General features: G+C 72.9%; 14 protein-coding genes. 12 read left to right on the forward strand and 2 right to left on the reverse strand.

Annotation, left to right across the window (positions count from 1 at the left end):
- Window positions 1-128 precede the first annotated feature (128 nt).
- The 6 genes from ACFC0Z_RS13030 to ACFC0Z_RS13055 all read left to right on the forward strand — a co-directional run bounded on the left by ACFC0Z_RS13030 (window position 129) and on the right by ACFC0Z_RS13055 (window position 6,481).
- On the forward strand, window positions 129-1,127 hold the full coding sequence (locus ACFC0Z_RS13030) for an ABC transporter permease (RefSeq protein WP_376436131.1): 999 nt from the start codon (window positions 129-131) through the stop codon (window positions 1,125-1,127).
- Window positions 1,124-2,230: an ABC transporter ATP-binding protein gene (locus ACFC0Z_RS13035; RefSeq protein ID WP_376436134.1), complete on the forward strand. Its 1,107-nt coding sequence runs from the start codon at window positions 1,124-1,126 to the stop codon at window positions 2,228-2,230. The genes ACFC0Z_RS13030 and ACFC0Z_RS13035 overlap by 4 nt, the downstream gene beginning before the upstream one ends.
- 14 nt (window positions 2,231-2,244) lie before the next feature.
- Window positions 2,245-3,408 (forward strand): ABC transporter ATP-binding protein, encoded by a 1,164-nt coding sequence (locus ACFC0Z_RS13040; RefSeq protein ID WP_376436136.1) that lies wholly within the window; start codon window positions 2,245-2,247, stop codon window positions 3,406-3,408.
- Window positions 3,409-3,489: 81 nt separating this feature from the next.
- Window positions 3,490-4,167 (forward strand): trimeric intracellular cation channel family protein, encoded by a 678-nt coding sequence (locus ACFC0Z_RS13045; RefSeq protein ID WP_376436139.1) that lies wholly within the window; start codon window positions 3,490-3,492, stop codon window positions 4,165-4,167.
- 22 nt (window positions 4,168-4,189) lie between these two features.
- Window positions 4,190-5,041, forward strand: coding sequence for a thioesterase family protein (locus tag ACFC0Z_RS13050; protein WP_376436142.1), 852 nt, complete (start codon window positions 4,190-4,192; stop codon window positions 5,039-5,041).
- A 276-nt stretch (window positions 5,042-5,317) separates the two neighbouring features.
- Window positions 5,318-6,481 (forward strand): cysteine desulfurase family protein, encoded by a 1,164-nt coding sequence (locus tag ACFC0Z_RS13055; RefSeq protein ID WP_376436144.1) that lies wholly within the window; start codon window positions 5,318-5,320, stop codon window positions 6,479-6,481.
- Here the strand turns inward: ACFC0Z_RS13055 and ACFC0Z_RS13060 are convergent.
- The gene (locus ACFC0Z_RS13060; protein ID WP_376436147.1) at window positions 6,474-7,133 is read right to left on the reverse strand and encodes an N-acetylmuramoyl-L-alanine amidase; all 660 of its coding nucleotides are present in this window, start codon (window positions 7,131-7,133) and stop codon (window positions 6,474-6,476) included. The genes ACFC0Z_RS13055 and ACFC0Z_RS13060 overlap by 8 nt on opposite strands.
- 60 nt (window positions 7,134-7,193) lie before the next feature.
- On the opposite strand from ACFC0Z_RS13060, the gene mnmA reads away from it, so the two are divergent.
- A complete protein-coding gene (mnmA, locus tag ACFC0Z_RS13065; protein WP_376436150.1) occupies window positions 7,194-8,330 on the forward strand; it encodes a tRNA 2-thiouridine(34) synthase MnmA in 1,137 nt (378 codons plus the stop codon).
- 7 nt (window positions 8,331-8,337) lie between these two features.
- On the opposite strand, the gene ACFC0Z_RS13070 is transcribed toward mnmA, so the two are convergent.
- Entirely contained in the window at window positions 8,338-8,835 is a 498-nt protein-coding gene (locus tag ACFC0Z_RS13070) for a hypothetical protein (RefSeq protein ID WP_376436153.1), read from the reverse strand.
- A 92-nt stretch (window positions 8,836-8,927) separates the two neighbouring features.
- Here ACFC0Z_RS13070 and ACFC0Z_RS13075 point away from each other — a divergent pair, with 92 nt between their 5' ends.
- The 5 genes from ACFC0Z_RS13075 (at window position 8,928) to ACFC0Z_RS13095 (ending at window position 15,854) form a co-directional block, all read left to right on the forward strand.
- Complete coding sequence (locus ACFC0Z_RS13075; RefSeq protein ID WP_376436155.1) at window positions 8,928-9,467, forward strand: TIGR00730 family Rossman fold protein; 540 nt, start codon at window positions 8,928-8,930, stop codon at window positions 9,465-9,467.
- Between the two features lie 7 nt (window positions 9,468-9,474).
- Window positions 9,475-10,173, forward strand: a complete 699-nt coding sequence (locus tag ACFC0Z_RS13080) for an SDR family oxidoreductase (RefSeq protein ID WP_376436158.1) — start codon at window positions 9,475-9,477, stop codon at window positions 10,171-10,173.
- A gap of 2 nt (window positions 10,174-10,175) precedes the next feature.
- A complete protein-coding gene (locus ACFC0Z_RS13085) occupies window positions 10,176-11,177 on the forward strand; it encodes a methionine synthase (RefSeq protein WP_376436161.1) in 1,002 nt (333 codons plus the stop codon).
- Between the two features lie 33 nt (window positions 11,178-11,210).
- Window positions 11,211-13,391 (forward strand): NAD-dependent DNA ligase LigA, encoded by a 2,181-nt coding sequence (gene ligA, locus ACFC0Z_RS13090; RefSeq protein ID WP_376436164.1) that lies wholly within the window; start codon window positions 11,211-11,213, stop codon window positions 13,389-13,391.
- Between the two features lie 312 nt (window positions 13,392-13,703).
- Entirely contained in the window at window positions 13,704-15,854 is a 2,151-nt protein-coding gene (locus ACFC0Z_RS13095; RefSeq protein WP_376436167.1) for a putative bifunctional diguanylate cyclase/phosphodiesterase, read from the forward strand.
- The last annotated feature ends 102 nt before the right edge of the window (window positions 15,855-15,956 follow it).

The following is a 15,956-nucleotide window of genomic DNA, read 5'->3' on the forward strand; positions in this document are numbered from 1 at the left end:
TACGCGTTGTCCCTCCTCTCCGCGCGCCCACCGGGCCACCCGCCCGTTCGGGGGGGGGGGGGGGGGGGGGGGGGGGGGGGGGGGGGGGCCCCCGGGGGGGGCCCCCGGCCCCCCGACCGGCCGACCGCATGCTTGCATACATAGTCCGACGGCTCTTCGCAGTCGTCGCGATGCTGCTCGTCGTCACGCTCGTGACGCTCAGCATCTTCTTCCTCATCCCCAAGCTGACCGGCAGCGACCCTGCCGCGATGTTCGTCGGCAAGCAGGCGGATCCGGCTGCCATCGAAGGCGTCCGGCAGAAGCTCGGCCTGGACGAGCCGATCCTGGTGCAGTTCTGGCACTTCGTCTCCGGCATCTTCGTCGGCCGGGACTACGTGGGCGGTGGCGAGACCATCCACTGCGAGGCCCCGTGCTTCGGCTACTCCTTCAAGACCGAGCAGGACGTCTTCTCCATGCTCGTCGACGCCTTCCCGGTCACCCTCTCCATGGTCATCGGCGCCGCCGCGCTGTGGCTCCTCATGGGTGTGACCGCGGGTGTCGTCTCCGCGCTCAAGCGCGGCACGGTCGTCGACCGCACCGCGATGATCACCGCCCTCGCCGGCGTCTCGCTCCCCATCTTCTTCACCGGCATGCTGTCGATGTTCGTCTTCCGCACGCAGCTGGGCTGGGTCAACGCCTCGTACACGCCGATCTCCGACTCCTTCGGCGGCTGGTTCGGCGGCCTGCTCCTGCCGTGGGTGACGCTCGCCTTCCTGTACGCGGCGATGTACGCGCGTCTCACCCGCGCCACCATGCTGGAGGTCCTCGGCGAGGACTACATCCGCACCGCGCGGGCCAAGGGTCTGCCGGAGCCGGTCGTGCTGGGCAAGCACGCCATGCGCTCCACGATGACCCCCATCCTGACCATCTTCGGCATGGACCTCGGCGCCCTCGTCGGCGGCGCGATCCTGACCGAGACCACGTTCAACCTCCAGGGCCTCGGCTGGATGGCCATCAAGGGCGTCAGCGACCGTGACCTGCCGCTGATCATGGCCGTCACGCTCATCACGGCGACCTGTGTGGTCATCGCCAACCTCGTGGTGGACCTTCTGTACGCGGTGATCGACCCCCGAGTGAGGCTCGCATGACGGACAACCTGACGAAGACCGGCGCCGCCGTCGGGGAGCCGGTGGACACGGGGAAGCCCGCGCCGTCGAACGCGTTCCTCGACGTGCGCGACCTGAAGATCCACTTCCCGACCGAGGACGGCCTGGTCAAGTCCGTCGACGGTCTGACCTTCCAGCTGGAGAAGGGCAAGACCCTCGGCATCGTGGGCGAGTCCGGCTCCGGCAAGTCGGTCACCTCGCTCGGCATCATGGGCCTCCACACGGTCGGCCAGTACGGCCGCCAGAAGGCGAAGATCTCCGGCGAGATCTGGCTCAACGGGCGCGAGCTGCTCTCCGCCGACCCCGACGAGGTCCGCCGGATGCGCGGCCGCGAGATGGCGATGATCTTCCAGGATCCGCTGTCCGCGATGCACCCGTACTACTCCGTCGGCCACCAGATCGTGGAGGCGTACCGCGTCCACAACAACGTGGACAAGAAGACCGCCCGGCGCCGGGCCGTCGAGCTCCTCGACCGGGTCGGCATCCCCGAGCCCGACAAGCGGTTCGACAACTACCCGCACGAGTTCTCCGGCGGCATGCGCCAGCGCGCGATGATCGCCATGGCGCTCGTCAACAACCCCGAGCTCCTCATCGCGGACGAGCCGACCACCGCGCTCGACGTGACGGTCCAGGCCCAGATCCTCGACCTCATGCGGGACCTCCAGAAGGAGTTCGGCTCCGCGGTCGTCATCATCACCCACGACCTCGGCGTCGTCGCCGAGCTCGCCGACGACATCCTCGTCATGTACGGCGGGCGGTGCGTCGAGCGCGGACCGGCCGAGTCCGTCTTCTACGAGCCGCAGCACCCCTACACCTGGGGCCTGCTCGGCTCGATGCCGAGGATCGACCGCGAGCAGACCGAGCGGCTCATCCCGGTCAAGGGCAACCCGCCCAGCCTCATCAACGTCCCGAGCGGCTGCGCCTTCAACCCGCGCTGCCCGTACGCGGACCTCCCCAAGGGCGGCATCACGCGCACCCAGCGGCCCGAGCTGGCCCTCGCCGGCGAGCGCCACTACTCGGCCTGCCACATGCCGCAGGAGGAGCGCACCCGCATCTGGACCGAAGAGATTGCGCCGAAGCTGTGAGCGACAACGAAGCTGTGAGCGGCAGCGAAACCGCGAGCGAGAAGAAGAGCGTCGAGCCCCTGCTCAAGGTCAGCGGCCTGCAGAAGCACTTCCCCATCCGGAAGGGCCTGCTCCAGCGGCAGACCGGCGCGGTCAAGGCGGTCGACGGTCTCGACTTCGAGGTCTACCCCGGTGAGACGCTCGGCGTCGTCGGCGAGTCCGGCTGTGGCAAGTCGACGATGGGCCGGCTCATCACCCGGCTCCTGGAGCCGACGGGCGGCACGGTCGAGTTCCAGGGCAAGGACATCTCGCACCTCGGCGTCGCGGGCATGCGCCCGTTCCGCCGGGACATCCAGATGATCTTCCAGGACCCGTACGGCTCGCTGAACCCGCGCCACACGGTCGGCACGATCGTCTCCGCGCCCTTCAAGCTCCAGGGCGTCGAGCCCGAGGGCGGCGTGAAGCAGGAGGTCCAGCGCCTCCTCGGCCTGGTCGGCCTCAACCCCGAGCACTACAACCGCTACCCGCACGAGTTCTCCGGCGGCCAGCGCCAGCGCATCGGCATCGCCCGCGCGCTCGCCCTCAAGCCGAAGCTCGTGGTCGCGGACGAGCCGGTCTCCGCCCTGGACGTCTCCATCCAGGCGCAGGTGGTCAACCTCCTGGACGACCTCCAGCAGGAGCTCGGCCTCACGTACGTGATCATCGCGCACGACCTCTCGGTCATCCGGCACGTGTCGGACCGCATCGCGGTGATGTACCTCGGCAAGATCGTCGAGCTCGCGGACCGCAAGTCGCTGTACGAGAACCCGATGCACCCGTACACCCGGGCCCTGATGTCCGCGGTGCCGATCCCGGACCCGCGCCGCCGGGGCGCCAAGAGCGAGCGCATCCTGCTCACCGGCGACGTGCCCTCGCCGATCGCCCCGCCGGCCGGCTGCCGCTTCCACACGCGGTGCTGGAAGGCGACGGAGGTCTGCAAGACGCAGGAGCCGCCGCTCCTGGAGCTGCGTCCGGGCCAGCGGGTCGCGTGCCACCACCCGGAGAACGCCGAGGGCGTGACGGTTCCGGCGGCCCGCCAGTCGGTGGAGGTCACGATCACGAAGAAGCCGGAGGCGGCCGAGGCCGCCGACGCGACCGACGCGACCGAGGCCTCCGAGGCCCCGGAGGAGACGGCCAAGGACGACACGCCGGGCGAGTGATCCGGTACGCGAAAGGCCCCTGCCGCCACACGGAGGCAGGGGCCTTCGGCGTACCGGCGTCACAACCGGGACAATAGTGCGGTGCTCCACGATCTGTTCAGCCCCGATGTCCAGCACGCCCTGGACCTCGTCGGCATCTTCGTCTTCGCCATCTCCGGCGCCCTGCTCGGCGTCCGCAAGAACTTCGACGTCTTCGGCATGGCCGTGCTCGCCATGGTCACGGCCCTCGGCGGCGGTCTCCTGCGCGACCTGATCATCGGCGCCGTACCGCCGGCCGCGTTCACCGATCTCGGCTACTTCGTCATGCCGCTGGTCGCGACCGTCGCCGTCTTCTTCCTCCACCCGGAGGTCGAGCGGACCCAGACGGCGGTCAACGTCTTCGACGCGGCCGGACTCGGCCTCTTCTGCGTGACCGGCACGACGAAGGCGTACGACTACGGGCTCGGCCTCACCTCCTCGGCGGCGCTCGGTCTCGCGACCGCCGTCGGCGGCGGTGTGCTGCGCGACGTGCTCGCGAACGAGGTGCCCTCGCTGCTGCGCTGGGACCGGGACCTGTACGCCGTGCCCGCGATCGTCGGCGCCACGATGGTCGTCCTCTTCATCCGGTTCGACGCGCTCAACGCCTTCACCAGCGGCGCGGCCGTCCTCACGGCCTTCGCGCTCCGGCTCCTCGCGATGCGCTACCACTGGCGTGCGCCGCGCGCATGGAACCGCCGCTCGTCCGCGCGCGAGGAGCCAGAAAAAGCTACCGCTCAGTAGGTAGCTGCGGTACCGTCGCAGCATGAGCACGAGCATCGAGACGAGCACCGAGACGAGCAGCGAGTTCGACCGCGACACGGCGGTCACCCTCCGGACCCCCGGTGTCTACGACGCCGACCTCTCCGCCGGATGGACGATCATCCACGCCGTCAACGGCGGCTACCTGCTCGCGCTGCTCGGCCGCGCCCTCGGCGACCACCTCCCGCACCCGGACCCGTTCACGATCTCGGCGCACTACCTGACGCCCTCGGTGCCCGGCCCGGCCGTGATCCGCACGGAGACCGTCCGGACCGGCCGGACCCTCTCCACCGGACAGGCCTCGCTCTTCCAGCGCGCCGAGGACGGCACCGAGGTCGAGCGGATCCGCGTCGTCGCCTCGTACGGAGACCTCGACGCGCTCACCGACGAGGTCCGCACCACGGCCACGCCCCCGGCGATCCCGCCGATCGACCAGTGCTTCAGCGCCGCCGACGCCCCGGCCCCGAGGATCCCCGGCTCCTCCGCCATCGCCGACCGGCTCTCCCTCCACCTCGACCCGGCCTGCGTGGGCTGGGCGGTCGGCGCGCCCTCCGGCAAGGGCGAGATGCGGGCCTGGTTCGGGCTCGCCGACGGCCGCGAGCCGGACGCGCTCTCCGTCCTCCTGGCGGTCGACGCCCTGCCGCCGACCTCCTTCGAGCTGGGCCTCAAGGGCTGGACGCCGACCGTGGAACTCACCACCCACGTCCGCTGCCGCCCGGCCCCCGGCCCCCTCCGCGTCTCCATCACCACCCGCAACCTCGCGGGCGGCTTCCTGGAGGAGGACGCCGAGGTCTGGGACTCGGCCGACCGCCTGGTGGCCCAGTCCCGCCAGCTCGCCCGCGCCCCGCGCGACTGACACCACCGGCCCGCGGGCGGCGCCTGCCGTTTCGTTGTGGGCATGCGTTCCGCCGGGGCCGGGGGTCCCCCCTGCTCGAAGAGCTAGGGGGCGGGTGGGCACAACGGAACGGCGCCCCCTGCCGGGCCTAGGCTTCCGCGCCTTGACCCGCACCACGGGTGCCGCGCACATCTGCTGCGGGTTCAGGCGCAGGAGGGGGCGGGCGCGGCGTCCCGCTGGGGCGGAAACAGGCCAGGCGCGGGACGCCGGTCGGCGGGCTCGTAGAATCGACCCACCATGGCTTACCTCGACCACGCCGCGACCACGCCGATGCTGCCCGAGGCGATCGAGGCGATGACCGCCCACCTCGCCGTCACGGGCAACGCCTCCTCCCTGCACGCCGCCGGGCGGCGCGCCCGGCGGACCGTCGAGGAGGGGCGCGAGACGCTCGCCGCCGCGCTCGGCGCCCGGCCCAGCGAGGTCGTCCTCACCTCCGGCGGCACCGAGGCCGACAACCTCGCCGTGAAGGGCCTGTACTGGGCCCGCCGCGACGCCGACCCCCGCCGCACCCGCGTCCTCGCCAGCCCGGTCGAGCACCACGCCGTCCTCGACGCCGTCGACTGGCTCGCGACCCACGAGGGCGCCGAGGTCGAGTACCTGCCCGTCGACCGGCACGGCCGTGTCCACCCCGAGGCGCTCCGCGAGGCCGTCGCCCGCGACCCCGAGTCCGTCGCCCTCGCCACCGTCATGTGGGCGAACAACGAGATCGGCACCGTCATGCCGATCCGTGAACTCGCCGACGTCGCCGCCGAGTTCGGCGTGCCCCTGCACGCCGACGCGGTCCAGGCCGTCGGTCAGATTCCGGTCGACTTCGCCGCCTCCGGCCTCGCCGCGATGACCGTCTCCGGCCACAAGATCGGCGGCCCGTACGGGATCGGCGCGCTGCTCCTGGGCCGCGAGTACACCCCCGTACCCGTCCTGCACGGCGGCGGCCAGGAGCGGCACGTCCGCTCCGGCACTCTCGACGTGCCGGCCGTCGCCGCCTTCGCGGTCGCCGCCCGGCTCGCCGACGAGCGCCGCGAGGAGTTCGCCCGCGAGGTCGGCGCCCTGCGCGACGAGCTCGTCAGCGCCGTCCGGGCGGTCGTCCCGGACGCGATCCTCGGCGGCGACCCCGTCGAGCGGCTCCCCGCCAACGCCCACTTCACCTTCCCGGGCTGCGAGGGCGACTCCCTGCTCCTCCTCCTCGACGCCGCCGGCATCGCCTGCTCCACCGGCTCCGCCTGCACCGCGGGCATCGCCCAGCCCAGCCACGTCCTGCTCGCCACCGGCACCGACCCGGACCTGGCTCGGGGCACCCTCCGCTTCTCGCTCGGCCACACGTCCACCAAGGAGGACGTGGCGGCGGTGGCGGCGGCGATCGGCCCGGCGGTGGAGCGCGCCAGGACCGCCGGCCTCAGCTGAGCTTCGCCCGCTCCCTCTTCACGAGCGCCATGTACCGGTCCCAGTCCCAGTGCGGGCCGGGATCGGTGTGGTCGGTCCCCTCGACCTCCACGTGCCCGATGACGTGCTCCCGGTCGACGGGGATGCCGTACCGCGCGCAGATGTCCGCCGTCAGCCGCGCCGAGCCCGCGTACATCGCCGCCGTGAAGTCCCGCGGCCGGTCGACGAAGCCCTCGTGCTCGATGCCGATGCTCCGCTCGTTCATGTCCCGGTTCCCGGCGTGGAAGGCGACGTCGAGCTCCCGGATCATCTGCGCCACATGGCCGTCCTTGCGCACGACGTAGTGCGCGGCGGCCCCGTGCCCCGGGTTCTTGAAGACCTTGAGGGCGGTCGCGTAACTGCCCTGCACGACGTGGATCACGACCCGGTCGATCGTGTAGTCGTCCGGCCGGTCGGCCCGCCGCCAGTTCGCCCGCGCCGCCGCGGTCCACTGCGCGCCCTTGTGGTCGAGCTCTCCCTCGACCCGCTTCCGCTCCGTCCCCGGCAGCCGCCACCACGCGCGCGCCAGCTCGTCCTTGGCCAGCGCGGCCGTCCCGAGCACGGCCACCCCGCCCCCGAGCAGCACCGCCCGCCGCCCCACCCGCTTGTCCCGCCCGTTCGACTCTCTCCCCATGATCCTGAGAACGCTTGATCCCGCGACCGCGGTTCCCGCTGCCCGTACCCTGGTAGGGCTATGACTGAGACCTCGCAGCCCCCGCGTCCCCTCCGTGTCCTCGCCGCCATGTCGGGCGGTGTGGACTCCGCCGTCGCCGCCGCCCGCGCCGCGGAAGCCGGCCACGACGTCACCGGCGTGCACCTCGCGCTCTCCGCGAACCCGCAGTCGTTCCGTACGGGCGCGCGTGGCTGTTGCACGATCGAGGACTCGCGCGACGCGCGCAGGGCCGCCGACGTCATCGGCATCCCGTTCTACGTGTGGGACCTCGCCGAGCGGTTCCGCGAGGACGTCGTCGACGACTTCGTCGCGGAGTACGAGGCCGGCCGCACGCCCAACCCCTGCCTGCGCTGCAACGAGAAGATCAAGTTCGCGGCGCTGCTCGACAAGGCCCTCGCGCTCGGCTTCGACGCGGTCTGCACCGGGCACTACGCCACGGTCGTCCTGACCGAGGACGGCTCGCGCGAGCTGCACCGCGCCTCCGACATGGCCAAGGACCAGTCGTACGTCCTCGGCGTGCTCGACGAGAAGCAGCTCGCCCACGCGATGTTCCCGCTCGGCGACACGCTCACCACCAAGGAGGAGATTCGCGCGGAGGCCGAGCGGCGCGGGCTCGCGGTCGCGAAGAAGCCCGACAGCCACGACATCTGCTTCATCGCCGACGGCGACACCCAGGGCTTCCTCGCCTCCCGGCTGGGCAAGGCGGAGGGCGACATCGTCGACGAGACCGGCGCGAAGATCGGCAGCCACGAGGGCGCGTACGGCTTCACCATCGGCCAGCGCAAGGGCCTGCGGATCGGCCACCCGGCCGCCGACGGCAAGCCGCGGTACGTCCTCGACATCTCGCCCGTGAACAACACCGTCACGGTCGGCCCCGCCGAGGCCCTCGACGTCACCGCCCTCGCCGCGATCAAGCCCCGCTGGTGCGGCACCGCCCCCGAGGGCCCCGGCCGCTACACGGCCCAGCTCCGCGCCCATGGCGGCGAGACGCCGGTCCGCGCGGTCATGGAGGACGGCGAGCTCAAGGTCGTCTTCGACGAGCCCGTCCGCGGCGTGGCCCCCGGCCAGGCGATCGTCCTGTACGACGGCACGCGCGTGGTGGGCTCGGCGACGATCGCCTCGACGGTCCGCCGCACGGCCGAGAAGGCCGACGCCTGAGCGTCCTCTAGAGCGCCGGTTCCCCCAGGAAGGCCGCAAGGACCGGCGCCAGCACGTGCGGCGCGACCTCGTGGGTCTGGCCCGTGAGCGTGCGGTGCCGGGCCCGGGGGAGCGCCGCCGTCAGCGCGCGCGCCGCCCGCCGGGTCGCGGCCGGGCTCGCGCCCCCGTCGACGACCAGCACGCGCGCGCCGACGGCCCCCACCAGCCCGTACGGGACGGGGTCCGGCTCGTACAGCGACACCGCCCCCACCGGGAGCCCGGCCGCCGCGGCCAGGAGCACCAGCGCGCCGCCCGCGCCCGTGCCGTGGACGGCGGCCCCCGGCCCCGCCGCGCCGAGCACCGCCGCCAGGCGCTCGACCTCCCCGTCGGTGCCCACGCGCGCGCGTGGGGCGTACGTGACCACCCGGAAGCGCCGCGCCAGGAGCCCCGCCAGGCCGTGGCCCCCGCCTTCGTACCCGCTCACCAGCACGAGCGGCGGCCCGTCCCCGTACATCGTCTCGTCCATGGCAGGGCAGACCGGTCCCGCCGCCGAAACTCATCGCCCGGTCCGGCGGAGCCGTCCGACGGGGCCCTGTGCCGGGGCCCTACGGTGGAGCCATGAACATCTGCGTCTTCCTCTCCGCCGCCGACCTCGACGCGCGCTACACCGGCCCCGCCCGCGACTTCGCCCGGCTCCTCGGCAAGTCCGGCCACACCCTCGTCTGGGGTGGCTCCGACACCGGTCTGATGAAGGTCGTCGCGGACGGCGTCCAGGAGGCCGGCGGCCGGCTCGTCGGCGTCTCCGTCGACTTCCTCGCCCACAAGGCGCGGCCCGGGGCCGACGAGATGGTCGTCGCGGAGGACCTGGCCCAGCGCAAGGCGCTCCTCCTCGCCAAGTCCGACGCGATCGTGGTCATGGTCGGCGGCACCGGCACCCTCGACGAGGCCACCGAGGTCCTGGAGCTCAAGAAGCACGGCAAGCACGACAAGCCGGTCGTCCTGCTCAACACGGCGGGCTTCTACGACGGGCTCAAGGTCCAGCTCCAGCGCATGGAGGACGAGGGCTTCCTGCCCCGGCCCCTCGCCGAGCTCGTCGCCTTCGCCGAGGACGGCCAGGCCGCCCTCGCCCACCTGGAGTCGGGCGTCGGCCTCCGCTGATGCGAGCATGGTGCCCATGGGTACTCATGTGATCACCGGAGCCGGTTCCGGCATCGGCGCGGCCGTCGCGCGCCGCCTCCACGCGCGCGGGGACGACCTCGTGCTCCACGCGCGCGACGCGGGCCGCGCCAAGGAGCTCGCCGCGCGGTTCCCGGGCGCGCGGACGCTCGTCGGGGACCTGGCCGACCCGGACCGGCTCTCCTGGGCCTTCTCGCACCAGAGCCTGCCCGAGCGGGTCGACAGCCTCCTGCACATCGCGGGCATCGTCGACCTCGGCCCGGTCGGCGAGCTGACCCCGAAGACCTGGCACGCCCAGCTGAACGTCAACCTGGTCGCCCCGGCCGAGCTGACCCGCCACTTCCTGCCCCAGCTCCGCGTCTCCAAGGGCCACGTCGTCTTCGTGAACTCCGGCGCCGGGCTCGCCGCGCACGCCGAGTGGAGCGCGTACGCCGCCTCCAAGCACGGCCTCAAGGCCCTCGCCGACTCGCTGCGCCACGAGGAGCACGCCAACGGCGTGCGGGTCACCTCCGTCTACCCGGGACGCACCGCGAGCCCCATGCAGGCGAAGGTGCACCAGCAGGAGGGCAAGGAGTACGACGCCTCGAAGTGGATCGACCCCGAGTCGGTCGCGACGGCGATCCTGACGGCGATCGACCTCCCGCGCGACGCCGAGATCAACGACCTCACCGTCCGTCCGGGACGCTGACCGTGGCCGACGACACCACGCTCTGGGGCCCGGCCACCGGCGTCGGCTCCCTGCCCGGCGGCGACGCGCGCGAGGCCGCCAAGACGGTCACCGGCTCCTTCGAGGACTTCCCGTTCCTCGCGGAGCTGCCCGCGCGCGGTCCCGGCGCCGACATGATCGGCCGGACCATCGGCATGCTCGTCGACATGTACGCGCACGTGGAGCCGAGCGGCTGGCGGATCAGCGACCGCCCGGGCCGCGACACCAAGCGCGCCCGCTCCTGGCTCGGCGAGGACCTCGACGCCCTGGAGGAGTTCACCCAGGGGTACGAGGGACCGCTCAAGGTCCAGGCGGTCGGCCCGTGGACGCTCGCCGCCGCCCTGGAACTGCGCGGGGGAGAGGCGGCCCTCGCCGACGCGGGCGCCTGCCGCGACCTCGCCGGCTCGCTCGCCGAGGGGCTCCGAGGCCACCTCGCCGAGCTGTCCAGGCGCGTTCCCGGCGCGCGGCTCGTGCTCCAGCTCGACGAGCCCTCGCTGACCGCCGTGCTGCGCGGTCACGTCCGTACCGCCAGCGGCTACCGCACGTACCGGGCCGTCGACCGGCAGGTCGTGGAGAGCGCCCTGCGCGAGGTCATGGCCGTCCACGACGGGCCCGTCGTCGTCCACTCCTGCGCCCCCGACGTGCCGTTCGCGCTGCTGCGCAGGGCGGGCGCGGCCGGTGTCTCGTTCGACTTCGGCCTCCTCACCGAACGTGACGAGGAGCCGATCGGCGAGGCCGTGGAGTCCGGGACGAAGCTCTTCGCCGGTGTGGTGCCGTCCACCGACACGGCATTGTCGGACCCGGGGGGTAGCGTCATGGGAGTCAGGACGCTGTGGCGCAGGCTGGGGATGAATCCGGGGACTCTCGCCGAGTCCGTGGTCGTCACCCCGACGTGCGGGCTCGCGGGCGCTTCGCCCGCCTATGCCCGTGCGGCCCTCGCGCACTGCGCCCGGGCGGCGAGATCGCTCGCGGACAACCCAGAGTGACCGGGTTCTGAAAGCACGGGAGGACGGACGAAGGTGGCAGTCGAACAGGGGGCCCTGCCCGCCGAGGCACGGGAGAAGCACGCCGAGCTGGCGGAGCAGGTCGAGGAGCACCGCTTCCGGTACTACGTGAGGGACCAGCCGGTCGTCAGCGACGGCGAGTTCGACAAGCTCCTGCGCGCGCTCGAAGCGCTGGAGGAGGAGTATCCGGAGCTGCGGACGCCGGACTCGCCGACGCAGAAGGTCGCCGGGCAGTACGAGACGGAGTTCACGGCCGTCGAGCACCGGGAGCGCATGCTCTCGCTGGACAACGCCTTCGACGACGAGGAGCTCGCCACCTGGGCCGAGCGCGTCGCGCGGGACGTCGGCACCCCCGACTACCACTACCTGTGCGAGCTCAAGGTCGACGGCCTCGCCGTGAACCTCACGTACGAGCACGGTCGGCTGACCCGCGCCGCCACCCGCGGCGACGGCCGCACCGGCGAGGACATCACGCCCAACGTGCGGACGATCGCCGACATCCCGGAGCGCCTCCGGGGCGAGCGGATCCCCGACCTCGTCGAGATCCGCGGCGAGGTCTACTTCCCGATGGAGGCCTTCGAGGGGCTCAACGCCCGCCTGGTTGAGGCCGGGGACAAGCCCTTCGCCAACCCGCGCAACGCGGCGGCGGGTTCGCTCCGCCAGAAGGACCCGAAGGTCACCGCCTCCCGCCCGCTCCACATGGTCGTCCACGGCATCGGCGCCCGCGAGGGCTTCGAGATCTCCCGCCTCTCGGAGACGTACGAGCTGCTGCACGAGTGGGGCCTGCCGACCGCCCGGCACAACCGGGTGGTCGACTCCCTCGACGGCGTGCGCGAGTTCATCGCGTACTTCGGGGAGAACCGGCACTCCGTGGAGCACGAGATCGACGGGGTCGTCGTCAAGCTCGACGAGATCCCGCTCCAGGGCCGCCTGGGCTCCACCGCGCGCGCCCCGCGCTGGGCCATCGCCTGGAAGTACGCGCCGGAGGAGGTCAACACCAAGCTGGTCGACATCAAGGTCGGCGTCGGCCGCACCGGCCGCGTCACGCCCTACGCGCAGGTCGAGCCGGTCACGGTCGCGGGCTCCGAGGTCGAGTTCGCCACCCTCCACAACCAGGAGGTGGTGAAGGCCAAGGGCGTCCTGATCGGCGACACGGTCGTGCTGCGCAAGGCCGGCGACGTGATCCCCGAGATCCTCGGGCCCGTCGCCGACCTGCGGGACGGCACCGAGCGGGAGTTCGTGATGCCCGCCGAGTGCCCCGAGTGCGGGACGGCGCTGAAGCCGATGAAGGAGGGCGACATCGACCTCCGCTGCCCGAACGCGCAGACCTGCCCGGCGCAGCTGCGTGAACGTCTCTTCTTCCTCGCGGGGCGCCAGTGCCTCGACATCGAGAACTTCGGCGCGGTCGCCGCGGCGGCCCTCACCCGCCCGCTGGAGCCGGCCGAGCCGCCGCTCGTCGACGAGGGCGACCTCTTCGACCTCACCATCGAGCAGCTCCTGCCGATCAAGGCGTACGTCCTCGACCCCGACAGCGGACTGCCCCGCAGGGACCCGAAGACCGGCGAGGAGAAGATCGTCACGGTCTTCGCCAACCAGAAGGGCGAGCCGAAGAAGAACGCGCTCGCGATGCTGGAGAACATCGCCGCCGCGAAGACCCGGCCGCTCGCCCGCTTCATCAACGGCCTGTCCATCCGGCACGTCGGCCCGGTCGCGGCCGAGGCGCTGGCCCGCGAGTTCCGCTCCCTGGAGCGGATCGAGCAGGCCACCGAGGAGGAGCTCGCGGCCGTCGACGGCGTCGGCGGGATCATCGCCGCCGCCGTGAAGCAGTGGTTCTCCGAGGAGTGGCACCGCGAGATCGTGCGCAAGTGGCGCGCCGCCGGAGTCTCCCTGGAGGACGAGGGCGCCGCCGAGGACGAGGGACCGCGTCCGCTGGAGGGGCTGACGGTCGTCGTGACCGGCACCCTGGAGAAGTTCACCAGAGATGGCGCAAAAGAGTCCCTCCAAACCCGCGGAGCCAAGGTCACGGGTTCCGTTTCCAAGAAGACCTCCTTCGTGGTCGTCGGGGAAAACCCTGGTTCGAAGTACGACAAGGCCATGCAGCTGAAGGTTCCGGTTCTGGACGAGGAGGGCTTCCAAGTCCTGCTCGAACAGGGTCCCGAAGCCGCTCGGGAGGCCGCGGTCCCGGTCGTCGAGTAGCCCCTCCCGAGGCGCGGTCCGCTCACCCGCTCGGCGCATACCAGATCGTTACGGGTGGCGGGCCCGCATTCGGGCAAGAGAGGGAGAGCGCTGCCCGTCGGGGCCCTCGGCGGCCTAGTGTGGTGACCGTGCGTCTTGTCCCGCACGGCCGCGCGAGGGCTCGGCCGGTCGCGCGTGCCAGGGCGGACGGCCCAGTGGCACGAGAACGGCCGCCCGGTGGCAACCGCATGGCGGGCGGCCGGACGACCGACGGCCGCGTGACCCGCGGCCCATCGCACACAGGCGGCGCCGCCGCCTGTGAGAGGGACGGGAATGGAACCGACCGAGAGCGCCGCCCCGGCACCCCGGCCGTACGGCCGAGGGGCCCTCACGGGCCTCACGTCCCGGCTGCCCGCAGCCGTGGTCGCCATCGCCGCCGTCGTGCTCGTCGTCGGCGTCCAGCAGGCCCTGAGCGCCGGCCACGGACTCTTCCCCGGCGGCGCCGCCGGCTGGTCCCTCGCCGTCCTCACCGGGCTCATCGTCGGCCACCTGGTCGCCCTCGGCCGCGACCGCTGGTGGGGCGGCACCGGCTCCGGCGCCGCCCTCACCCTCGCCGTCCTCCTGCTGTACGGCTGGGTGCCCGCCGGACTCGTCTCGCTGAGCGTCGTCGCCCTCGTCGGCGCCGCCCGCCGGCACCGCTGGCGCCAGGGCCTGCTGCACGGCGCCGCCGACACCCTCGGCGTCGCCTCCGCCGCCCTCGTGCTCGCCGTCTTCGGAGACGTACCGACCGTCGAGGCGCCCTGGCAGCCCCTCGACTGGACCATCGGCGACATCCCGGAAATCGCCCTCGCCGCCGGCACCTACCTCGCGGTGACCCGGCTCCTCCTGTGGTACACGCTCGCCCCCCAGAACCGCGGGCTGCCCACCATCGCCCGCACCGCCCTCATGCGGCAGGGCCTCGTCGCCGTCGCCCTGCTCGGCATCGCCCCGCTGATCTGCGCCGTCGCCGCCACGCGGCCCGTCCTCCTGCCGCTCTTCGCGATCCCCCTCATCGCCCTCGACTCCACCCTCTGGATCGCCCGCGCCCGCGCCGAGGAACAGCTCCGCGACCCCCTCACCGGGCTCCCCAACCGCCAGTGGCTCCTGGAGCGCGCCTGGACCGCCCTGGAGGAGGCCGAGGGAGAAGGCGTCCGCGCCGCCCTCGTCCTCATCGACCTCGACCGCTTCCGCTCGGTCAACGACACCCTCGGGCACCTCGCGGGCGACCGGCTCCTCCTCCAGATCGCCGAGCGGCTCCGCCTCGCCCTGCCCCGCGGCGCCGAGGCCGCCCGCCTCGGCGGCGACGAGTTCGCCGTCCTGCTGCCCACCACCGACTCCACCACCAGCGCCCAGCGCGTCGCCCGCCACCTCGTCGCCGAGCTCTCCTCCCCGCTCGACCTCGACGGGCTCACCCTCGTCCTGGAGGCCAGCGCCGGCGTCGCCGTCTTCCCCGACCACGCCCTCGACGCCGAGGGACTGCTGCGCCGCGCCGACGTCGCCATGTACCAGGCGAAGCGCGACCGCACCGGCGTCGAGGTCTACGAGTCCAAGCGCGACTCCAACACGCCCGACCGGCTCGGACTCCTCGGCGACCTGCGCCGCGCCCTCGACGCCGGCGAGGTCGAGCTCCACTACCAGCCGAAGGTCCGCTTCGACGGCCAGGTCGCCGGCCTCGAAGCGCTCGTCCGCTGGGTCCACCCGGAGCGAGGGAAGGTTCCTCCGGACGAGTTCATCGCCATCGCCGAGACCTCCGGGCTCATGCCCCACCTCACCGAGTACGTCCTGGAGACCGCCCTCGCCCAGGTCGCCCGCTGGCGCTCCCAGGGGCTCAACGTCCCCGTCGCCGTCAACGTGTCCCCGCGCGACGTCCACACCCCCGGCTTCGCCGGAGCCGTCGCCGCCCGCCTCGCCCGCCACGGCGTCCCGGCCGGCGCGCTCCAGCTGGAGATAACGGAGCACGTCCTCCTCGAAGACCCCCAGCGGGCCGCCGACACGCTCAACGGCCTCACCGGCCACGGCGTGAAGATGTCCCTCGACGACTTCGGCACCGGCTACTCCTCGCTCGTCCACCTGCGCCGGCTGCCCGTCAGCGAACTGAAGATCGACCGCTCCTTCGTCGCCCGCCTCGCCGTCGACACCGAGGACGCCGAGATCGTCCGCTGCACCCTCGACCTCGCCCACTCCCTCGGCCTCCTCGTCGTCGCCGAGGGCGTCGAGGACGACGAGACCTGGGAGCGCCTGCGCGACCTGGGCTGCGACGCCGTCCAGGGCTGGCTGGTCGCCGCCGCGATGCCGCCGGCCGAGGCCACCGCCTGGCTCCTGGCCCGCGGCGAGCACGGCTGGCGCCGCCCCGCCGACCTCGCGGCGGAGCTCGCCGCCGCGGCCACCGCCGGGACCGCCGCCGAGGCCGACCTCGACCACCCCTCGGGCCACCCCGTGCCGTAGGGCCCGTCCCGGGCCCTGTCCAGGGCACCCGGCCGGGGCAAACCGTTTCACGGGCAGGGGCGACGGGCCCCTAGGATGGACCGACACCATCTAGCTCACCCG

The sequence above is a fragment of the Streptomyces sp. NPDC056144 genome (assembly GCF_042264145.1).
Classification (GTDB): domain Bacteria; phylum Actinomycetota; class Actinomycetes; order Streptomycetales; family Streptomycetaceae; genus Streptomyces.